The organism is Anaerobacillus sp. 63XJN7_4_ISO-PGPR-S23-413, assembly GCF_056173725.1.
On the sequence record NZ_CM149688.1, the window covers coordinates 2,328,590 to 2,347,821 of the forward strand.

A 19,232-nucleotide genomic window follows, 5' to 3' on the forward strand; every position below is an offset into this window, starting at 1 on the left:
TCGTTCAAATAATTAGTCATGTTTATTCTTAATGAACACCTTACCATTTAAGATATCAGAAATACACCATTCAATAGCTTTAATGATATTTAACATTCTCTTTTAATTATGTGTTATTCATAGTTAAGAAACTCATTCAAAACATGTAACTTTAATTGATGTTGTGCATTTTTAGGAAGTAAGTATTTCTTCATATCATTAAAAACTTTATCTGTATCTATCAAATCAGAATCTGTATAAATAAGAGTAAACAATCCATGTTTTCTAAAATAATCTTTGTGTTTTTTCATTTCCTTCTCAAAGTTTCCTAAAGCTTCTGCATTAATATCTTTTTGCAACTTATCTTTTGTTTTAGTCAATGCACCATGTGTAGACCAAGGGGAGAGTTCAAATCCGTACTTCTGCAAAGTATATGGGTCAATTATAGTAAAATCTAATCTATATAAGTGCTTTTTTTCTATGCCACCATAACGAAATTCAGGGATTAGAAGTGGCACTTTATTAGGATCTACAGAACTCATAACAAACTCACAATACTTTCTTGCAATCTCCATTTCATATTTAGACCCTGAATTTCTTACCAATACATTCTTAAAGAAATTTAAGTATTCTGTTACATCAGCGAATTTCATAGTTTCATCTTCAAATGGTATTACTAAGCCTGTTTCAAGTATATGTCCAATTGTCCAGTAAGCAGGCTTGAAATGTCGAATTTCACTTTTGTCATTCTCCCAATTATCTCCCCTAAATGTTGGAGTAATTAAAATACCATATGAAGCATTTTGCTGACCAATCCACATAATTGCATCTTCAACTTTTGGCCTTTCTTTTGATAATGCATCGAAATTCCTTAAATATAATCTTTCTAAAAAAGTAAAAGCATAATCACGAACAACTTCGTAGTTTTTCATAAAAGTATAAAGTTCATATACTTTACTATTTTCTTTGTTTCCTAGTCCATCTAGGTAAGACATCATCCCTTGCATCCATAATGTTACGAAATGGTCTTGTGATGAAATAACATCATTTTTAATATCAAAAAACTGGGCGTTTTTCCCACCTAATTTTGCATTTATAGAGAGGTTAGTGTATCCAGTTATCTTATGTACCTCTGGAAACATATTATTTAAAGCTTTAGTTTTTCTTGATTTCTCCTTATCAATTGGTGACATCTTAGGCATGTACATCCCCCGTTCTTTTTTCCAATCCTAGTATTTAGCATTGTTCTTTTTCTTTCTATTAATTATATTATAGAAAATATTGTAATTATAATAGTTATTTTGTAAATTAAAGTAAAGAGTGAAAGTGGGAGACTTATATGACAAATGATGGTTTTAGTATTATCTATGATGAATTTGTTGCTAATGAAAAACTTAAAAATGGAACTAAGTACGAAAAGATTGCAGCTATTGTCTTTCAAACTCTGAATCAGAATGATGTTGTTATTCATGATATGAAATTGCGAGGTAGCGGGAAGAAAACTGCACATCAAATCGATATAACTATAGAAAAAGCTAATGTTTCAAAGAGAGTACTAGTTGAATGTAAACAATATAATAAAACAGTAGGAATAGGTGTTGTTAGAGATTTTTTCGGGGCAGTTTCACAAATAAAACCAGATGAAGCTTTTGTAGTAACAACAATGGGATATACAAAAGGGGCAGTTAGTTTTGCTGAAGAAGAAGATATAAAACTAGCAGTACTGAGAGAATTTAATGATGATGATTGGGAAGGAAGAATAAAAAGGATAATCGTCACATCAAAAATCCCTTTCCCTAATACTCCTGAAATTTCGTGGATATTTAGTAAAGAAGAACCTCTTCACTTAAACAGGGAAAATTCTACAGATAATGAATCGCCTTTAGTTGAACGTCAGTCACCTTTTTTTTATAACCATTCTGGGGAACGCACCTTAAGTTTCGATGAAGAATTAACTCCATTTTTCCAGTCATTATCCGGTTTCCTTTTTAAACAAGAACCTAATAAACCTATAACTGGTCAACATAGATTTGATGATATTAGATTTATTAAATTAAATGATAAACTCATACCTGTTGATGGATTTGAATATAAGATATCTTATTCAGTATTAATAAATCAATCAGAAACGAATGAAGGGGAGAGAATTTCATTACTTCTTTTTACAGTTCTTGATGGTTCGTTTGATAAAATCATTTTTGATCAAGACATCATAAAATGGACTTTTAATGATGATGGTAAGGTGATACCTAATCAGCAAAATAATACCAATAATTAATTTACCCTCTCTGGAATTAACCTAATATACTCAATCATAGTTATTACTAACAACAGCCCAATAAAAAAAGACCCCTAACAAAAGGCAAGTTTGTCAGGGGTTTCTTTATATTAAGGGGTTCTTTACTAATAACTTTATTTCGCTTTCTTCTTGCCTTCTACATAGCTTTTCAGGTGTGAATCAACTAAACCATATTGCAAAGCATTGTTTGCTTCGTCTATATTAACTTCTACTGGTACAGTAACATTTCTTCCTGTGTGAATTACTCCTAATATATCATAAGTACTACCTTGAAAACTTGTCATTTTACCGCCTAATTTTTCGCTAAATCGGTCAATTGTAGCTTGAACACCATTAACTTTTTTGTGTCTTTTTCCTAATTCAGATAGTTTAGTTAGATAAGCAAGTTTTGCTTCAGCTACTTCATTTTTAATTTCTCTTTCTTCTTTGCTTTCTTCTTCCTTCAATTCCTTCTCACGATAAGATTCAAGTTCATCAAGAATTAGTTCAGCATCTTCCTGTCGATACTGCTGAATCAGTTTCATATCTTCTTGAATTGTAGCTTTCTTTTCAATCATTTCATCAAGTTCAGCTTTAGCTTCAAGATAGCTGAGTTCTTTAATTTGATCTAAAAGATAACTTTTTCTAAGATCCCTTACAAGGGTTTCTTGGTCCTGAATATCGCTATCTAGTTGAATCAGTTCACCCTGCTTTTGTTCAAGTTTTACTTCAATTTTTTTATCACTTTCATCTTTACCACGATAGATATTTAAAAACTTATCTAGCTTCTGTGTAAACTTATTCGCCATTATTCAGCACCAACTTTTTTTTCTTCTTTGTCCTGATCTGCATTAACTTTTTCATGAAGTTCTAAGACAGCTTGTGACAATAATTCCACTTGTTCACGAAGGGAAGGTTCTTCTTCATCTTCTTCCTGTCCTTCCTGATCAGTGTTTGCTTTACCAGCTTTCTGTTCAACTTCTTTTTCTTCCTCGTCCTTCAACTGCTGATAACCTTTTGCTAATTCATTTAAAACACTCATTATTTACTACCACCTTAATTTACTTAATAGATTTTCTTTACGTTCTTGATGTGATTTACCTGAAGCTGTTCCTTTGCCTTTGCCATTTTCATCAGTCAAACCTAATGCTTCCATTCTTTGTTTCTTATCATCAGCTACAACGTAACCGAATGTATCCATAAAAAGATCATATTCCTTAACTGATGGATCACTCTTATAAGCAATTTTTTTAATTTTTTTCTTTAGTTCCTGCCACGCTTCTCGTTCATCATCAGGAATAATTGCACCCTGAATTTCTTCTACATAATTTCTAAAATCAGGATTCTCCATCCAGCCGTACCAAGTCTTAGAACTCAAATTGTTACTACGGCAAAATTCACTTATAGTAAAGCCTTCTTCCATCTTTGATCTAACAAATTGCTTTGCTAGTGTTACCTGTCTTTCTGTTAATCCTTTAGGCACTGTTACGGCATCAATTAGTTCTTTTGCTTTTAAATTTGCACTCAAACTATCATCCCCTTTCTTATTTCGCTGTTAGAATCGTTCCATGCTTACTTTTGGCACGTGAAGCAAATGTTCTAATAGTTGCAGTCACCTCTTTCTGATGTAAATCGGTACTGATCAATTTATTAATAATTGCATTGGCACGTAAAACGTTTGTTTCTTCCTTTGAAAGTTCGTGCTTTAGTTCGTATAAGTCAGATAAGGTTTTATATTTACCTGCACGAACCCATGCACGATATACAGGAAGATGTGCTTGTACGTCATTGTCATAGCGAACTTCTCTATGCGTATATTTTTTGTTTCTTACTTCACTTTCGATACTCTCAACCTTTTTGATAAGTTTTTCTTTCTGATTCATGTAAGTTCCATTGTCTAGCTTCTTTTGAATCTGTTCTAATTTGATGATGATTCCTCTCATGATTTAAACTCCTTTCTATGTCTTGCTTTTATTTAAAAAGTCACTGATTAATGCTATTTCTTGTCCACCAATACCAGCAGAACCGAATACTTCATACAACTTTCTTTCAAGGTTTGAATTCAGTTTTCTATCACCTGTTTCAATTAGTGCGATCAGCGTTTGACTAACACCAGCACTCGAAGCTAATTCTCTTTGATTGAAACCAGCTAAAACTCGTAATTGCTTCACCATTTCTTTTGTCATGTACCAACCCCCCTTTTAAAACTAGTGATTATTTATTACTCTTAACCAAATAAAAAAGCACTGATGATAAACACCAGCACCTTTACACACTTTAGGAAAATTTACTTTCCCATCTGCAAATGAAATAAGGTAATTAAATGTAAAGTAGAAACATCGTGAAAGGGAATTATGCCGTTTCCATGTCCTTACCTTTAAGTTAATGAGAACCCCCTAAAGTACGACTTGTGCCTGATATTTATATAAAATGAAATGGTTTCTTCAGTTATATTTGAAAGAAACGCTTTAACATCTAAATCCCTAACATGAAACTGATCAAATACAGACACTTATTTACTAAATGCTTTCTGATCAATATTTCATGTCATGTTATGTCAGGGTACTTTATCAGGTAGTTCTGTCTCTTTATTTATAAAGAATAAATCTAGTTATAAAAGAAAGTTCTAGTTAGTATTAAGTTTTTTAACCCTGAACAATTAAGAAACTTATATCAGCGAAAGAGACTAACTTAAATTTTTTAAGTAGGTATAAAGCATTTTGGCCTTATATCCTGCAATATCAGATTAACTAACTTAAATTTTTTAAGTCTGTCTCTAATATCCGAATAATATTTACTCCTAGTTCAGCTGTATTTGGTTAAAAACCGAATGAACTTGCCTTGCTGCTTAACTTATTCTGAACAGAAAACGAACAATTACATAAATCTTTTCTAGTTATATCTGAACAGTTCTCTTTTCAACTTAATCAGGTAAATCTTAATCATGGGTATCATCATAGAAAGCCACACAATGGACTGTGCAGACTGTTTAACATTAGAAGGGTTTTAATACTGAAGATATATAGAAGAATACAGTGAAGCAGTGTGGAAGAATGTGAAGGTGCTGAAGGAAATAGATGGAGAAGATAAAATTCTTCTTATAATTACTGAAGTACTTTTTAATTCACTGGTATTAGTAAAACTTGTTACCCCCTGCATGGTACTGGAAGGAAGGGAAGGCATGAAAATCACTTTCTACATATTGATTTGGTAGGAGTCAGGGATATCCCCCCCCCTGTGCCCCCATATGGTGGGGTTATGCCTTTCATAGTGCCTTTTCATAAGCATTTATCTAGTTATTGCTATGTATTTGTATATTAATATTCAAAACCTCTTTAAACGCTTTGTGTGAACTTCTAAAGGCATTCAATTAATAGTGTTTGCTGATCAAACTGAATGAAATAGAATTAAACTAAATAACAATAACAATCAATGAAGAATGAACTGCAATAACTGCACCAACAAAGGGAACACGCTGTTTTTTATCTATTGTTTTTGAAAGGAACACTTAATAAATACGCTGTTTATCAACTGATATTAAACAATAAACTTCGTATTCCTTTATGGAACACAACCTTTATAACTCTTTAATACTAATGATGCTGGTGCTGTCTCACTGCATTTATCAGCATAGTATCAGTGTAGCCTGTGCAGTATGCTTATATATCCACTGTGTAGCCTGTCAGTAGCTTACCAGTGCTATCTGATTCATATATGGTAGGTACTGCACTAAAAACAGCACACACCCCCCTTGTGTTTAATTGTACCCCTATCCCTTGCTATTTCTAACTGCACCCCCACTCCTTTATTAAAATAGTGCTGGTGTACCCCTATTAAACTAATCAAGTGCTGGTACAGCTTAATAGAATAAGGTGAAGGCATAACCTGTTTAAATACTGCACTCTTAACCTGATGCTATCACCAGTCTATGTTCTGTCTTGTTTGTGCTGATCAGAATAGAATAACAGTGCTTCAGTATAGCAACGCTTTGACTGTATACCTATGTATTGTATACTCATTTTTAGTTTACATATTGTTGACTATATGAAGTCGATCTAATGCATAAACACTGTTAAAACAACATTCAATAATCTTCAAATATTATTAGATATGCAGTATTTTATACACCCTTGATATAATAGGCTTTTGAACTAAAAGTCTTTCGGTATTCTGATTCTGAACAAGGGAAAAATGCATAAAATAACTAGACTGTTTTGTGCTGTTTTATAGAGACATCAGTCTACTTCAGAGTTAAACAAACATGAGAAGTAAAGAAAATAATTTAACACTTAATTTCTTTTCCACCTGCCAGCCACTTCACATGGAATTTCCCCAATATAATTTATATGTTTCTATTCAATTTCCTGTCACAATTTAAAAAAAGGATAGTTTAATACCTACCCTAATTAGTTAATAACGATTTAGTTAAAGTTAAGTTCTTTCTTTGATATTGCTATTAATTGCGAAAGACTATGGTTTGTCTTTGCCTTATTTAATGCAATTGATTCATCGATGCCCAATTCTTTAAGTAAAAGTATGCCTGACAATGCTTTGAGAAGTTTTGTCGCATAAAACATCTCTACACCTACAAATCTCTTCTCCTGACTAGTTTCATCATAATGAGTTAAATAATTCCTTGTATTTGCAGATTTAAAGATAAATGAACCTGCTTTAGTATTACTTTTAAACAGATATTCTTTTGTGTCATTGTTTAGCTTATCTTTAACGATATCTTCAAGGCGTTTTACTAACGAATAATCATTATAATATTTTAACCTACTATTGATTGCAGCTAGTTTATCATCAGGAATTAAACCAGTTAACGCTTCATTGATAATATTTAAATCTTTGTCTTTTTCTTCATCACTAAACACCTTACCATAACCTAAATTCCTATGATAAACCTCTAAGGTTTGGACAGCATTTAAAAACTTCGTCTCTAAATCTACATTGCCATTATAAATATCACCAAAATATAAATTAAGGACGTTATTTAAATAAGATTCTTTTTCAAACCAATTATCAAAGATAACCCCTAAATTCTGTTTAACCTCTGGATATGTAAACAACATTTTACCAGAGATAAGCTTTTCATTAACCTTAACTTCTCTTTGACTAAAATAGACATGATATTTCTTTGTTCCGTTAAAACCTTCGCCAAATCCAGTATCCTCAATTTCACCTTCCAATACCATTCTTTCTAGGTATACTGGTTCACCTACAAACAAAGATAACAGTCTATTTAACTTATTAATATTCTTTCTATACCAATCAAAATCTTGCCACTCATCAGGGGTTATTTTCAAAAATTCTCGATATTTAAGATTCATCTTAGTAACTGAATCACTTTTTTGATTAAAGTTATAGTTGTTACAAATTTCAGAATCGATACTTTTCACATAAACTGAATGAACTTCTGGTGCAATAAAAGTGTTTGATTGATTAATTAGATTTGATTCTTCATCCAATTTATCTTCTGTATGAAACGGTCTATTGTTAAACCACTTTGTTAGATAAGTACTAGAAATGTTGACTGACCTGAACTTCATTTCATCTATATCTGTTATATGATCTCCTACAATAAAATACATAGCCATAAACTCTTGAGAAGGGAATCCAGGCATATTATATGTTCCATTAGCTAGCTTATTATTAAACAGTGTTATTTCTTCGCCCTTAATAGTAATACCATGAATGTAATCATGTTCAATAATCTCATTTGAGAAACTACCTAAAACATGAAGGTTTATTTTTTGATTTTCATAGTATAAATTTCCTGCTAATTGATTTTCTTTTTGATCAGGTAGCCACCAGTAACCTTGAACTTCAAAATCATCTAACATAGACAAGTTATTTATCTTCGCATTCCGTTCCATTCAATCCCACCTTTTAACGTAGTATGTTACAAGGTACATAATTCCACACTCAATTTCCAATTCCTTGAATTTATAGGAAATATTTAAATTCAATACTACGTTCGCTTACACTCACTTCGTCTTCTCGAAGCTAAAGCTTCTCCAAATCACAAAACAAGAATAATAAATTCGTTGTTAATCTGATAATTTGTCAGAATAACTATATCAAGTGTTTATGGTTTTATTTATTATCGAATTACGAACGATAGTGAGTAATAATGTTTAAGGTTTCATGGGTTATAGTTAGTACAATGTCAGTCACCTAAAAAGAAAAGAAGAACAGGTATTTAAGTGAGTGCATAAAAACAACTACATATATGCAATAACAACGATATAAATGCATATAAATACTATATATGGACTAAAACGCATAAAGTTGAATAATGAAAGCATGGTAATAATCACGTCAAATTGACACCTTTGTGGTTAATAAACTTCGTAAATGACGTCTAATATGTCATGCTACCTCTAAAATGAAACTCTTTCACCACCCTGATAACCACCAGATGCATAAAAACTTGAATATCCCCTTCCCCTATAGAAGTCTTAAACAGCACTATATCTTGTTATGGATGTAGAAGTCTTTTTAATGAACCTTCTAATACAAGACATAGAAAGGATTAGTTATGGCATGTCAAAACAGATTGAACTAGTCAACGCATTGAACTTAGATACTGGCGAACTATTTAATGGAGTAGATTATAGATCACTTCAAGGTAAAACGATCTCAACACCTGAAGGTAAACAGAAACAAACTCAATACAAGTTAGATCGTGAGAATAAAACTGAATTTGATGAGATCGCTGGTGGTTCTTTCGTATTCGTTTTAGCTGATACGCTTCAGGCATTGCTTGAAGATTTTACTTTTACACCAGCAGACAAAACTCGAATCATTTTGTTAGGAACTTATGTCACCTATAAAGAACAAGGTGGATATTTGCGACACGATAACGGTAACTATATTTTAAAAAACAAACTCATGAAGGTATTAGAATTTAAAAGTAAGAAACAGTTTTATGCTTTCTATGACAAACTGATCAGGACTGAAATTATCCAGCCTGAAGAATACACGAAACAAAAAGTGTATTTAAAGTTCAACAGCAATCTCATTTTTAAAGGTTCACCATCGGTTACTAATCAAAATGAAAATAATCTGATCAAACTGTATTGTAAACAGTTCAGGGAACTATACAGAGAAAATACAGCTACTAGTGTTTACTCATGTGTTCAGTTACTTCCTTACATTCACCCTGTAACAAATACAGTATGTTTATTCCCCAAAGAAGAGATAAACCACTGCTATCCTTTGACAATGCAGGAAACAGCTAAATTAGTAGGTGTTAATAGACCCCATGATTTAAAAAAGAAACTCATGAAACTAACTCTGCATAACACACCATTGATTTATCAACATGATTCAACACACTCACCATTTATAATGGTTAACCCCTTCTTGGTTTATCGTTCAAACAAGCCACCGCATAAAGGTACAGTTCTTGCATTCCGTGATACTGGTAAAATGCTAATAAAATAATATGAAAACCTGTCATACTTTTTATGCAGCTTAAACACTTAAAGGTGTAGAGGTGACATTCTACAACCCCTTTCAGGTAAGGAAAACTAATGCTTTAATTCGTGTTTACTTTCTTACTTTGTTTAAAAAATACTTCCTTTCATGAACGAAAAGCACCTGTTAATTTGTTCAACCTCATTTAGCTGATGATGGTTATTCAAATTGCAGGTGCTTTTTTTTATTTAATGTACTTTGTTTCTATGTAGTTGTGCAAAGAAAAAAGAGTAATTACTTTGATAAATAACCCTTAATTACTTCTTTAGTAAAACAAATTACTTTGTTTGATCTTGTCTGAAAATCAACCTTTCACTGTTTAGGATTTGTAACAGAAAAAACAGTTGAAGGCAGGTAAACTAAATGGAATCGAAAAATGTAACAAAGACGATTAATGGTAAATCAATCTCAATAGTAGTAAAACATAGAAACCAACCAGATATTAAATTGATTACAAAAGGTATCATACAAGCTACCAAATAAATAATTAAAAAAATTCCCATCAAGTTTAAGATAAGCATAAAAAAGTAAAAGTCAATTCCCTAGTGAGAAACTTGCATTTAAAATCATGGAACAAAATGGTCTAAAGTTGAAGTAATAAGTCTTTATATTTTTGTTCAATTATATCTACTGGGTTTTGACCTTTATTTAATAAATTCAGCATTTCTATCATATCTTCCTGATCAAGAACAATTAACTTTAGTTTTTGAGTTAATAGCAACTTAGTGCGGTGATCCTCAGCATTTTGTTTTAAACCATGCCTCGATAAAATCACCCCAAAATTCCCAAAATACTCATTCTCTCTCATATAACTAAAAAAAGTATCTAAGTCATTTGTACTTAATTCACCGGAATAATTTTTCGCATCAAAAAGTAAAAAATCAGAACCCTTCCCTTCTAATTTTTTGAAGAATACACTTTTAGAATTGGTGTTATCTATAATAAAATCTCTTCTTCTTATTCCGCCCTTGTCAGCATGTTGTGTCCTAAGATTAAAATCTTCATATAGATCTGAAAAACAATATGTTAAAAATTCAGAGACATAATCTTCTAAAGCATCCCCTTTTGATTCAGGAAGGTTTAATAACCTTTTCTGTAAGTCATAAACTTCATTCTTCACTTTAGTATTTAATACATCAAATATCGCAAAAATTTCCTTGGTATTTAATTTAGTGGCTTCTTTGTAAAAATTAATATTATCTATAAAACCAAACTCGGAAATATGAATTAAGATATCATCAAAATCAATTATTTGATCAAAACCTACAAAGTGTTCTTCTTGGTTATCGAAAATTTTATTTGTAATTAGAATTTTCTTGTTATCGGCGGAAGTATCTATAATTGTACTAGCATCCAGGAAGTCATACTTTGGAAAGATTAGATTAATACGATTCGCAGTAAAAGCAAATATCCCTTTTTCAAAATTCCAATTGTATAGTTCGAATTTTTTATATTCCCCTAGGTCTTCCAAGTGTAAATTAGGGTAGAATTTTTTAAACATATCATAAAAATATATAGCTATATTATTAGGCTTGGAATTCTCCACTACCTCATTTGTAAAATGTTTCCTTGTTTTATCAACAATACTATTTAATATGTATTTAAGGTCATTTTCTCCTTTAGATAACAGGTTGGTGCCCGAGGTTACTTTTAGATTATGTTTTTCTATATCATTCTTTATATAAACGCTATATTGAATAAAATCCTTATCACTTTCCCCCATGTAGTCACCATCAAAAAGCAACTCTAATTTCAATGAAGAAAAGTATTGTTTCCATAACGATTTTTGATTAATATTTTCATTAATTTTATTTAATACCGATTCGAAAAATGGCACAATTTCGCTATTGAATGTCTTTTGTATATCGGTTATTTTCATTTCAATTCTCCAATTCTATTAATGTAATTTATTATCTTAACAAATCCAAACTTAATCATACATCTAAATATCATCATATAAAACATTAAAATGTGCTATTAATAATAATGCCTATAATTAAAAAAGCAGTCCTACTAGAGTAATTCCTACTCGAAATAGAACTGTTAATAACTAATCTACATAGATTTAATTTGCTTGTTTCCAAACTATCTCTAGCTGTGGTGCATCAATTCCTTTAGGATAATACCAGTCTACTTTTTCAATAAAGCTAGATAAACCCTCGTTTAACTTTTCATCTTCTAGTGAATACCACTTATTTAGAAATACATCCAGCCGTTCTAAATAATCTTTCTTATAATCTAGCTGATCTTGTTCAGTAGTATCCGACAAGTTAGCATACTCATCTTTTAATTGTTTTAATTCATCATTACGTGCCCTATTACGTTCTTTGAAGCGAGGAATAGTGATCAAATCCTCTTCAAGTTGATACTGTAAGGTATCTAATGCTTTTTCAACCTTAATAATACGTGCGTTTATTTGTTCCAATTTTAAGGTTTTAGCATTCAGTGCATTAGGGTCTTCTTTGAAAGTGGATACTTCTTCAGCTATTTCTTGTTTATGTTCAGCGACTTCTGAAATGATCAATTCTAGCATTGTATTATAATTAAACCCTCTATTACCGCACGTATTCCCTAATGTGTCTTTTTTCTTGCAAGGTTGAATTACCTTCTGGTTGTTTCTATCTTTGCGATAACTTACTGCATGTGCTTTACCACAATTAGCACATTTAATTAAACTAGATAAACCATGCCTTCTTTGTTTAGCACGTGGGAACAATCTCTTTCTTTCTTGAAGTTTCTCGTTTGCTAAATCCCATGTTTCTTTTTCAATGATACAAGGCTTTACAGCATCTTCTATAACAATCCATTCTTCTTCAGGTCTAACCTTACCAGCATTAATATTTCTACCCTTTAACTTATTAGAAACCAATGTACCTTTATAAATCGGTGCTTCAATAATTCTTTTAATACTATGACCATGAAAATAATTCCCTTTGTTAGTTCGATAACCAAGTTTATTTAATTCAATAGCTATATTATCAACACCCATTCCATCTATAACCAGTTGATAAGCTAGTTTAACAGCTTTTGCTTTTTCCTGATCAACTTCAAGTGTCCTATCAAGTCTATTGTAAACATATCCATAGTTTGGCTTACCATTAGACCATTTCCCCGCTTTTGCACTATCCAACTTACCTTTTCTTAACTGTCGTTTTATATTCTCGTACTCAACATTTCCTAAAAAGCCTGAAACCTTCAAATTAAACCAATCATCTTGGTTTTCAAGATCAAATATCTTTTCATTGTCATTAATAAATAGTATCTCTTTTCTTCTTAATAGCTTCATGAACTTAGGTGCTTCTTCATCATCTCTGGTTACCCGTGCAAGGTTAACCGATAAAACAGCATCAAATAATCCGCTGTTCAAATCGTCTAGCATCCTTATATATTCAGGTCTATTTTCATTCATAGAACTTCCAACTTCTTGGAACAGTTCATATTTCCAATTATTCTTTTCAGCAATATCTGATAAACGGTTTCTATGCTTTTGAAGAGTTTCTTCCGTTTCTTCGCCTTCATTATTTCGTGACTTTCTCAAATAAATTGCTACTCGTTTAATTCTATCTATGTATTCCATTACCTAAAAGCAACCCCTTTAAATACTGTTAAACAGCTAAAATACTAACATATTAAAGGTGGTTAGTCTAACAAACTACGCATCAATGGCAGGTCGAATACCCGATCGAAACGAGAACAGGCTTATCCTCCCGCTTCGCTTTTTCAAACGCTTCTTCTCCCCATGGATACCAGTCTACTGGATTGTGAGCATGCTGAAGCAAATAGGGCGATTTTTCATGAATTAACTTATTTTCGTATGGCTGATTGGCTTGATTTTTCACGTTACACCCTCCGTCTCTTGGTTTATCTATCTTCAGTGTATCAAAATGTGCTCCATAATCCTAAAAACAAAAATAAGCGGGATTACCGCTTATCATATGTCTGATCAATATATTTTTGCTCTTCTTCGGTTGTCATTAATCTTTTTGCTTTTCCAATTGTTCCTCCATTTAAATCCCATATGTAATTATGAACTTCTACCGCATTAGAAAAATCTCCCTCGTCCCATTCTTCTAATGTTTCAACGTAAAAATCTTGATATTTGTATTCTTCATTCGTACCCTGTACTTTCTCTAATACTTCTAACATATTATCGATGCGTTCTTCTGAAATTTGATAGATTCCCCATTTATCTTTAGCAACCACTTTTTGATGAGTCATGCCGTGAATGTAATCCTGAAATTTGCTTTCCTTTGGTATGCCTTCAGCGCTAATCGGTTCTTCATTGTCACTTACATAGCGCGCAGGGTCAACAGATGATCCAGTCGCTTCATCAACGGTATCCGCTTCATTCGTTGTTTCTTTTAAATCCCAACCTAAATCAGAAATAAACCAGTAAGTGAATCCAAATATGAAGACCAAAATAGTAGAAATGGAAATGATTAATGTTTTTGTAGATGGCATTGACTGTTCCAACTCCTTAAACAAATCGATCCCTCTCAAATCGGGAAGGGATTGTTTAGATTTAACGTTCCGCAAGTCCAAAAAGGACATTTATACCTATTTTTACATACATTTCTAAAAATACAAGGTTAATAAACTATTTTCTGAAAATTTATTCGAAACTTGAATATTTGCATGTTTTATTAGGCTAATGGATAAGCATGTCCAGCTCTTTCGACATAAAGTATTGAGAGACAGGAGGTGTTAAAATGGGAAACCGCCGTAATGCAAGTAACCCTAGAACATATGTTAAACGAAACAACCAAACAGAAGGTGAAGCAACTGGTCGTAGATCTAGAGGATGTGGACCAAGAGATAGTGACACAAGAGGTCGCCAAACTGGTCCGAGCTGTTCTAGATACTGCTCTAACGTTTGTCGTCGTTTATTTCCTTTAGACTTCACACGATGCTTCAATGACTGTGTATCCTGTCAGGAAGAAGTTCTCTTTGAAACGGACCACGAATTTTACGAAGATTAAGAGATGACGTTGAAAAGGACAATCCTATTTAATAGGCATTGTCCTTTTTAGCTTATTTCACTATTTTCTCCTCTGATTAGCTACGCCTTATCCTGGAATTAACTGACGATTAATGGACCAATCAAACTGATCTGTCTTTAACCATTTTGTAAGAGCTTCGATATCCTCGGAGAAAACACGATCTTCCTTGATGGAAGGGACAACTAATCGACCTTCTTCATAAAGCTTCTGAGCTGATACAGAAGCTAACGAGATTCCGCGAATTTCTAATGCTTGCATCCCGCAAATCATTTCAATGCCGACTACCTTTTGGGCATTCAATATAATTTGATAAGCATGACGAGCCCCTATTGTCCCCATACTTACGTGGTCTTCCTGATTTGCTGAAGATGGAATGCTATCAACACTTGCTGGGTGTGCTAACGTTTTATTTTCTGATACAAGAGAAGCAGCCGCATATTGCATGAGCATGGCGCCAGACTGCAAACCAGGGTCCGGACTTAGAAATGCTGGGAGATCATTTAGGTGAGGATTAACGAGCCTCTCCACTCGTCGTTCCGAAATATTAGCCATTTCGGCTACAGCTATTTTTAAGAAGTCCATCGCAATTGCAATGGGCTGACCGTGAAAATTCCCTCCGGACACAACCGTTTGTCCATCCTCTAAGATGAGTGGATTATCTGTTGCAGCATTCATTTCGATTTCAAGTTTTTCTTTAATATACGCTAAGCTTTGTCTAGAAGCTCCATGTACTTGCGGGATACAGCGCAGCGAGTAAGCATCCTGTACTCGTTTCTCTCCTTGATGTGTCACGAGTTTGCTATCGTTTGTGAGCGTTCGTATTCGCTCTGCAACTTCCATTTGTTCTGGATACCCACGCGCTTCATGTATCGCTGGATGGAAGGCATCTACTATACCTTCAAGCGCTTCAAACGTCATTGCTCCAATCCAATCACACTGATTTATTAAGCGCTCTGCTTCAATATAGTTAATGACTCCCATCGCCGTCATCGCCTGTGTACCGTTAATTAGTGCAAGCCCTTCTTTTGCCTTTAAGGAAAGAGCAGGAAAAGAGAGAGCATCATACACACTTTTTGTAGGAACGATGCTGCCCTTATAGTGCACTTTTCCTTCCCCTACCAGAACTAGCGCAAGGTGAGATAGGGGTGCTAGATCCCCGGAAGCACCAAGAGAACCTTGACTTGGTATAACTGGAATGATATTTTCATTCGCAAGATGGCAAAGGCGCTCCACAATACAAGGACGCACGCCAGAATATCCTTTGAGTAAAGCGTTCAATCTTAATACAACCATTGCTTTACTCACTGATTCTGGGAAGTATTCACCTATCCCGCACGCATGAGAACGAATGAGATGGAGCTGAAGTGTATCAACATCTTTATCCTGTATACGAACATCGCTAAATTTACCGAAGCCTGTATTGATCCCATATACAGTCTTTCCACTAGCGACAATCCGTTCTACAGCCTCTCTGCTCCGCTTCACTTTATTCATGCTGACTGGATCAATCGTAATCTGTTCTCCACCATAAATAAGTTGTTTCATTTCGATTAATGTTAAATTAGTTCCGTTTAATTGAATCATGTCGATCCCCTTCTTTCAGTAATTTGATCGCCATAAAAAAAGAGACGACAATGGAACAGACTGTTCCATTGCCGCCTCCTCATCGCTAATGACTTTAGGCAGCTTTTAACCTATATGATTTATTCCTAGTCCAAACGTTTCATGTTCAAGACCTTTCACCGGAGCACCAATTGTTCCATAGAAAGCTACCGCAAGCCACTCACCTTCGTCATAATGCTCATAAGGAGAGCCGCGTACTATTGCAAAACGCAAGCCTACAGTCCTCATCATGTCACCTGCTCCAATTTGCCCCCGCATGACCCCTTCTAATGCTTCTAAGATGGCGTGATACAACGCATGCGTTTCTCGATAGAGGTCTTCCGAAATAATATTATTCCTTTTTGCGGATGTTTCGACAGCTGATATTACTTTTTGCATGCTCATAGATCCTGACTTTCCCTGACAGTAATCAACATCTTTTAGCTGAGCTAAAAATGGTTCTAACTCTTCAGGAGTTAAAGAAGCTACAAGCATCGCTAATTTTCCAATCAAAATTTTTTGTACCAATACTCTCACCTGTCTATCATTCTACTATTCACTAATATCTCACTTAATTGTAAGCGCTACCAACACGTGCGGTCAAGATGATTTAGTTTGGATCATATTCCTTATCTTCTGCAAACGCCTGTTAAAAATGAGAGCATCGTATGAACGGCGCTTTTCACCCCCATCTCCCCTACATCTTTTCTGGGATCAAGGCACACAATGTCCATTGCTTTTACTTTCGAATGCTCACCAGCTAACTGAACAGCCTCAAACAGCTCTTCCGTACTCATACCACCAGGCGTTGCTGCTGGTGCTGCCGGGTTATAAGCGATATCAAGGACGTCCATATCAACCGTTAAATAAATCGTATCAACCACTTTTTCTAATTGAGCTAAGGCATCCGTCACAATGTGGCGAATCCCGTTTTTTCTTACCTTCTTCATCGTAGTGTAGTGAACGCCGTGTTGATCAGCATAATTCTTCAACTCGTGACTATTAAAAAAACCATGCAATCCGATCGTATGAACATGCTTTCCTTCAACTGTGTGACTTTCTACTAATTGACGAATCGGCGTTCCATTTGCTGGACCGATATGTGCTAAATCACGTAAATCAAAGTGCGTATCCAATTGTAAAATGCCAATCGTTTCGTTGTTATGAACTTGCTTCCAGCCTTTAATTAACATAGCAGTAATCGAATGATCCCCACCCATCATTAACGGTATAGTATGTGGATGGTGTTCTCTCATAGCTACCATCGCTTGCTGAATTTGCTGGTGTGTGTACCTGATATCCGTCACATGCTGCTTGACATCTCCAAGGTCTATTGCTTTTATACGAGCTAGATCAACCTCTTCGTCAAGGTTATAAGTGCCAAATGCCCGCCAAGCTCTTCGCATGGCATCAGGATTTTCACTAGCAGCAGACGTACTAATAGACGATTTAGATAAAGGTACCCCGAGAATGGTAACGTCATATTCCTCCCAATGTGGTTTCCTCTCCCCTATTGTCTCAATCCATTCATGGACTTTTAGATCAACTCGTTTATCTGTTTGCTTAGACCAAATCATACTAGGGCGATTTAACATTGGATATGGATAATCGTTCATTGCAGGTAGCCTCCTACTACGAGTGGCACTCCCCCTTTAATGACGGTATCGACATGATTCATTCCATATTGATAGGAGAGAGTTAGATAATTCGGAACATCAAATATTGTGAAATCTGCTTTTTTTCCAAACTCAAGACTTCCAGCCACATCTGCACAACCAATTGCATGGGCTGCATTGATTGTAGTCGCAGTCAACACTTCTTCAGGTGTCAATCCCATTTTCAAACAGCCTAAGTTCATAATAAATGGGAGAGAAAGTGTGGGAGATGACCCTGGATTCGCATCAGTAGATAACGCAATGGCTATTCCTGCATCAATCATTTTTCTCCCCTCTGCAAAATCAGCCATTAAGAAAAATGCTGTTCCTGGAAGTAATACGCCAATTACTCCAGCGTCTGTCATGTCCTTTATCCCCTGATCCGATGCTCTGAGAAGGTGATCTGCTGAAATGGCCCCAACGGATGCAGCTAGTTCCGCTCCGCCATAAGGTTCAATTTCATCTGCATGAATTTTGGGAATTAGTCCATGAGCTTTACCTGCTTCAAGGATTCGCTTTGATTGATCCGGTGTGAAAACACCCCGTTCACAAAAAACATCATTAAAAGTAGCCAACTTCCGCTTTGCTATTTCAGGGATCATTTCAGTGATCACTTTCGAGACGAATTTTTCAGGATCGCTTTTCTCTGATAAAGGAACAGCATGAGCACCCATAAAGGTTGAAACGATATCTATAGGATGCGACTCATTTAATAGTTTAGCTACCTCTAATTGCTTTATTTCATGATCTAGCGTTAGCCCGTAACCACTTTTGGCCTCAAGTGTTGTCACACCGTGTAACAAAAATTTGTTCAAGCGTTTTTTAGACTGTTCGAAAAGTTCTTCATGACTCGCTTCTTGGGTCGCGCGAGTTGTTGCATGAATCCCCCCGCCTGCTTCCATGATTTCCATATACGTCTTCCCATGTAATCGCATCGCATATTCATTTTCTCTCGTCCCTGCATGAACTAAATGCGTATGAGGGTCTATCAGCCCTGGCGTTACCACTTTCCCTGTTGCATCGATGATCTCTGACGCATGAATAGAATCTTGATACTTATTAACTATGTCGGCGCTTGGTCCTACTTCAATAATAATTCCATTTTCCATATAAACCGCACCTTCTTCAATCATTCCAATTTGCGACATTTCTTCTTTTCTAGCAGGATGATTGGAATAACCTTCCATCGTAATTAGCTGGGCCGCATTCTTTATTAATAGTCGCTTTGTCATTACC

17 protein-coding genes and 1 pseudogene are annotated in these 19,232 nt (G+C 34.4%); 2 read left to right on the plus strand and 16 right to left on the minus strand.

Annotated elements, in window-relative coordinates:
* Positions 1–113: 113 nt before the first annotated feature.
* Entirely contained in the window at positions 114–1,181 is a 1,068-nt protein-coding gene (locus AC0VYO_RS12325) for a hypothetical protein (protein WP_475367637.1), read from the minus strand.
* A 137-nt stretch (positions 1,182–1,318) separates the two neighbouring features.
* Between AC0VYO_RS12325 and AC0VYO_RS12330 the strand changes: the two genes are divergently transcribed.
* A complete protein-coding gene (locus tag AC0VYO_RS12330; RefSeq protein WP_475367638.1) occupies positions 1,319–2,257 on the plus strand; it encodes a restriction endonuclease in 939 nt (312 codons plus the stop codon).
* Positions 2,258–2,391: 134 nt separating this feature from the next.
* Here AC0VYO_RS12330 and AC0VYO_RS12335 read toward each other — a convergent pair whose 3' ends face one another.
* The 6 genes from AC0VYO_RS12335 to AC0VYO_RS12360 form a co-directional block, all read right to left on the minus strand.
* Entirely contained in the window at positions 2,392–3,066 is a 675-nt protein-coding gene (locus tag AC0VYO_RS12335) for a hypothetical protein (protein WP_475367639.1), read from the minus strand.
* Positions 3,066–3,299, minus strand: a complete 234-nt coding sequence (locus AC0VYO_RS12340) for a hypothetical protein (protein ID WP_475367640.1) — start codon at positions 3,297–3,299, stop codon at positions 3,066–3,068. The genes AC0VYO_RS12335 and AC0VYO_RS12340 overlap by 1 nt, the downstream gene beginning before the upstream one ends.
* A 6-nt stretch (positions 3,300–3,305) precedes the next feature.
* Positions 3,306–3,785: a hypothetical protein gene (locus AC0VYO_RS12345; protein ID WP_475367641.1), complete on the minus strand. Its 480-nt coding sequence runs from the start codon at positions 3,783–3,785 to the stop codon at positions 3,306–3,308.
* Between the two features lie 16 nt (positions 3,786–3,801).
* Positions 3,802–4,200 carry a hypothetical protein gene (locus tag AC0VYO_RS12350; protein WP_475367642.1) on the minus strand — a complete coding sequence of 133 codons (399 nt, stop codon included), beginning with the start codon at positions 4,198–4,200 and terminating at the stop codon, positions 3,802–3,804.
* A 15-nt stretch (positions 4,201–4,215) separates the two neighbouring features.
* Positions 4,216–4,443 carry a helix-turn-helix transcriptional regulator gene (locus tag AC0VYO_RS12355; RefSeq protein WP_475367643.1) on the minus strand — a complete coding sequence of 76 codons (228 nt, stop codon included), beginning with the start codon at positions 4,441–4,443 and terminating at the stop codon, positions 4,216–4,218.
* A gap of 2,235 nt (positions 4,444–6,678) precedes the next feature.
* Positions 6,679–8,100 (minus strand): ApeA N-terminal domain 1-containing protein, encoded by a 1,422-nt coding sequence (locus AC0VYO_RS12360; RefSeq protein WP_475369060.1) that lies wholly within the window; start codon positions 8,098–8,100, stop codon positions 6,679–6,681.
* 703 nt (positions 8,101–8,803) lie between these two features.
* Between AC0VYO_RS12360 and AC0VYO_RS12365 the strand changes: the two genes are divergently transcribed.
* Positions 8,804–9,706, plus strand: a complete 903-nt coding sequence (locus tag AC0VYO_RS12365; protein ID WP_475367644.1) for a hypothetical protein — start codon at positions 8,804–8,806, stop codon at positions 9,704–9,706.
* 616 nt (positions 9,707–10,322) lie between these two features.
* Here the strand turns inward: AC0VYO_RS12365 and AC0VYO_RS12370 are convergent.
* The 9 genes and pseudogenes from AC0VYO_RS12370 to hutI all read right to left on the minus strand — a co-directional run bounded on the left by AC0VYO_RS12370 (position 10,323) and on the right by hutI (position 19,228).
* Complete coding sequence (locus tag AC0VYO_RS12370; RefSeq protein WP_475367645.1) at positions 10,323–11,618, minus strand: hypothetical protein; 1,296 nt, start codon at positions 11,616–11,618, stop codon at positions 10,323–10,325.
* Between the two features lie 186 nt (positions 11,619–11,804).
* On the minus strand, positions 11,805–13,316 hold the full coding sequence (locus AC0VYO_RS12375) for a recombinase family protein (protein WP_475367646.1): 1,512 nt from the start codon (positions 13,314–13,316) through the stop codon (positions 11,805–11,807).
* 85 nt (positions 13,317–13,401) lie between these two features.
* Positions 13,402–13,578, minus strand: a pseudogene (locus AC0VYO_RS12380) (DUF255 domain-containing protein); the annotation flags it as partial.
* An 82-nt stretch (positions 13,579–13,660) separates the two neighbouring features.
* Entirely contained in the window at positions 13,661–14,224 is a 564-nt protein-coding gene (locus AC0VYO_RS12385) for a DUF6241 domain-containing protein (protein WP_430242915.1), read from the minus strand.
* Positions 14,225–14,387: 163 nt separating this feature from the next.
* Positions 14,388–14,654, minus strand: a complete 267-nt coding sequence (locus tag AC0VYO_RS12390; protein WP_475367647.1) for a hypothetical protein — start codon at positions 14,652–14,654, stop codon at positions 14,388–14,390.
* 151 nt (positions 14,655–14,805) lie between these two features.
* Positions 14,806–16,323, minus strand: coding sequence for a histidine ammonia-lyase (hutH, locus tag AC0VYO_RS12395; RefSeq protein WP_475367648.1), 1,518 nt, complete (start codon positions 16,321–16,323; stop codon positions 14,806–14,808).
* A gap of 105 nt (positions 16,324–16,428) precedes the next feature.
* Complete coding sequence (gene hutP, locus AC0VYO_RS12400; protein ID WP_475367649.1) at positions 16,429–16,854, minus strand: hut operon transcriptional regulator HutP; 426 nt, start codon at positions 16,852–16,854, stop codon at positions 16,429–16,431.
* Between the two features lie 116 nt (positions 16,855–16,970).
* Positions 16,971–17,957: an agmatinase family protein gene (locus AC0VYO_RS12405; RefSeq protein ID WP_430242923.1), complete on the minus strand. Its 987-nt coding sequence runs from the start codon at positions 17,955–17,957 to the stop codon at positions 16,971–16,973.
* Positions 17,954–19,228 (minus strand): imidazolonepropionase, encoded by a 1,275-nt coding sequence (hutI, locus tag AC0VYO_RS12410; RefSeq protein ID WP_475367650.1) that lies wholly within the window; start codon positions 19,226–19,228, stop codon positions 17,954–17,956. Before hutI ends, AC0VYO_RS12405 begins: the two co-directional genes overlap by 4 nt.
* Positions 19,229–19,232: the final 4 nt, after the last annotated feature.

Coding starts and splice junctions, on each gene's coding strand:
- AC0VYO_RS12355 (WP_475367643.1), bottom strand. CDS start 4,443: ATGACAAAAGAAATGGTGAAGCAATTACGAGTTTTAGCTGGTTTCAAT.
- AC0VYO_RS12375 (WP_475367646.1), bottom strand. CDS start 13,316: ATGGAATACATAGATAGAATTAAACGAGTAGCAATTTATTTGAGAAAG.
- AC0VYO_RS12365 (WP_475367644.1), top strand. CDS start 8,804: ATGTCAAAACAGATTGAACTAGTCAACGCATTGAACTTAGATACTGGC.
- hutH (WP_475367648.1), bottom strand. CDS start 16,323: ATGATTCAATTAAACGGAACTAATTTAACATTAATCGAAATGAAACAA.
- AC0VYO_RS12340 (WP_475367640.1), bottom strand. CDS start 3,299: ATGAGTGTTTTAAATGAATTAGCAAAAGGTTATCAGCAGTTGAAGGAC.
- AC0VYO_RS12330 (WP_475367638.1), top strand. CDS start 1,319: ATGACAAATGATGGTTTTAGTATTATCTATGATGAATTTGTTGCTAAT.
- AC0VYO_RS12405 (WP_430242923.1), bottom strand. CDS start 17,957: ATGAACGATTATCCATATCCAATGTTAAATCGCCCTAGTATGATTTGG.
- AC0VYO_RS12325 (WP_475367637.1), bottom strand. CDS start 1,181: ATGCCTAAGATGTCACCAATTGATAAGGAGAAATCAAGAAAAACTAAA.
- AC0VYO_RS12360 (WP_475369060.1), bottom strand. CDS start 8,100: ATGTTAGATGATTTTGAAGTTCAAGGTTACTGGTGGCTACCTGATCAA.
- hutI (WP_475367650.1), bottom strand. CDS start 19,228: ATGACAAAGCGACTATTAATAAAGAATGCGGCCCAGCTAATTACGATG.
- AC0VYO_RS12335 (WP_475367639.1), bottom strand. CDS start 3,066: ATGGCGAATAAGTTTACACAGAAGCTAGATAAGTTTTTAAATATCTAT.
- AC0VYO_RS12350 (WP_475367642.1), bottom strand. CDS start 4,200: ATGAGAGGAATCATCATCAAATTAGAACAGATTCAAAAGAAGCTAGAC.
- AC0VYO_RS12370 (WP_475367645.1), bottom strand. CDS start 11,618: ATGAAAATAACCGATATACAAAAGACATTCAATAGCGAAATTGTGCCA.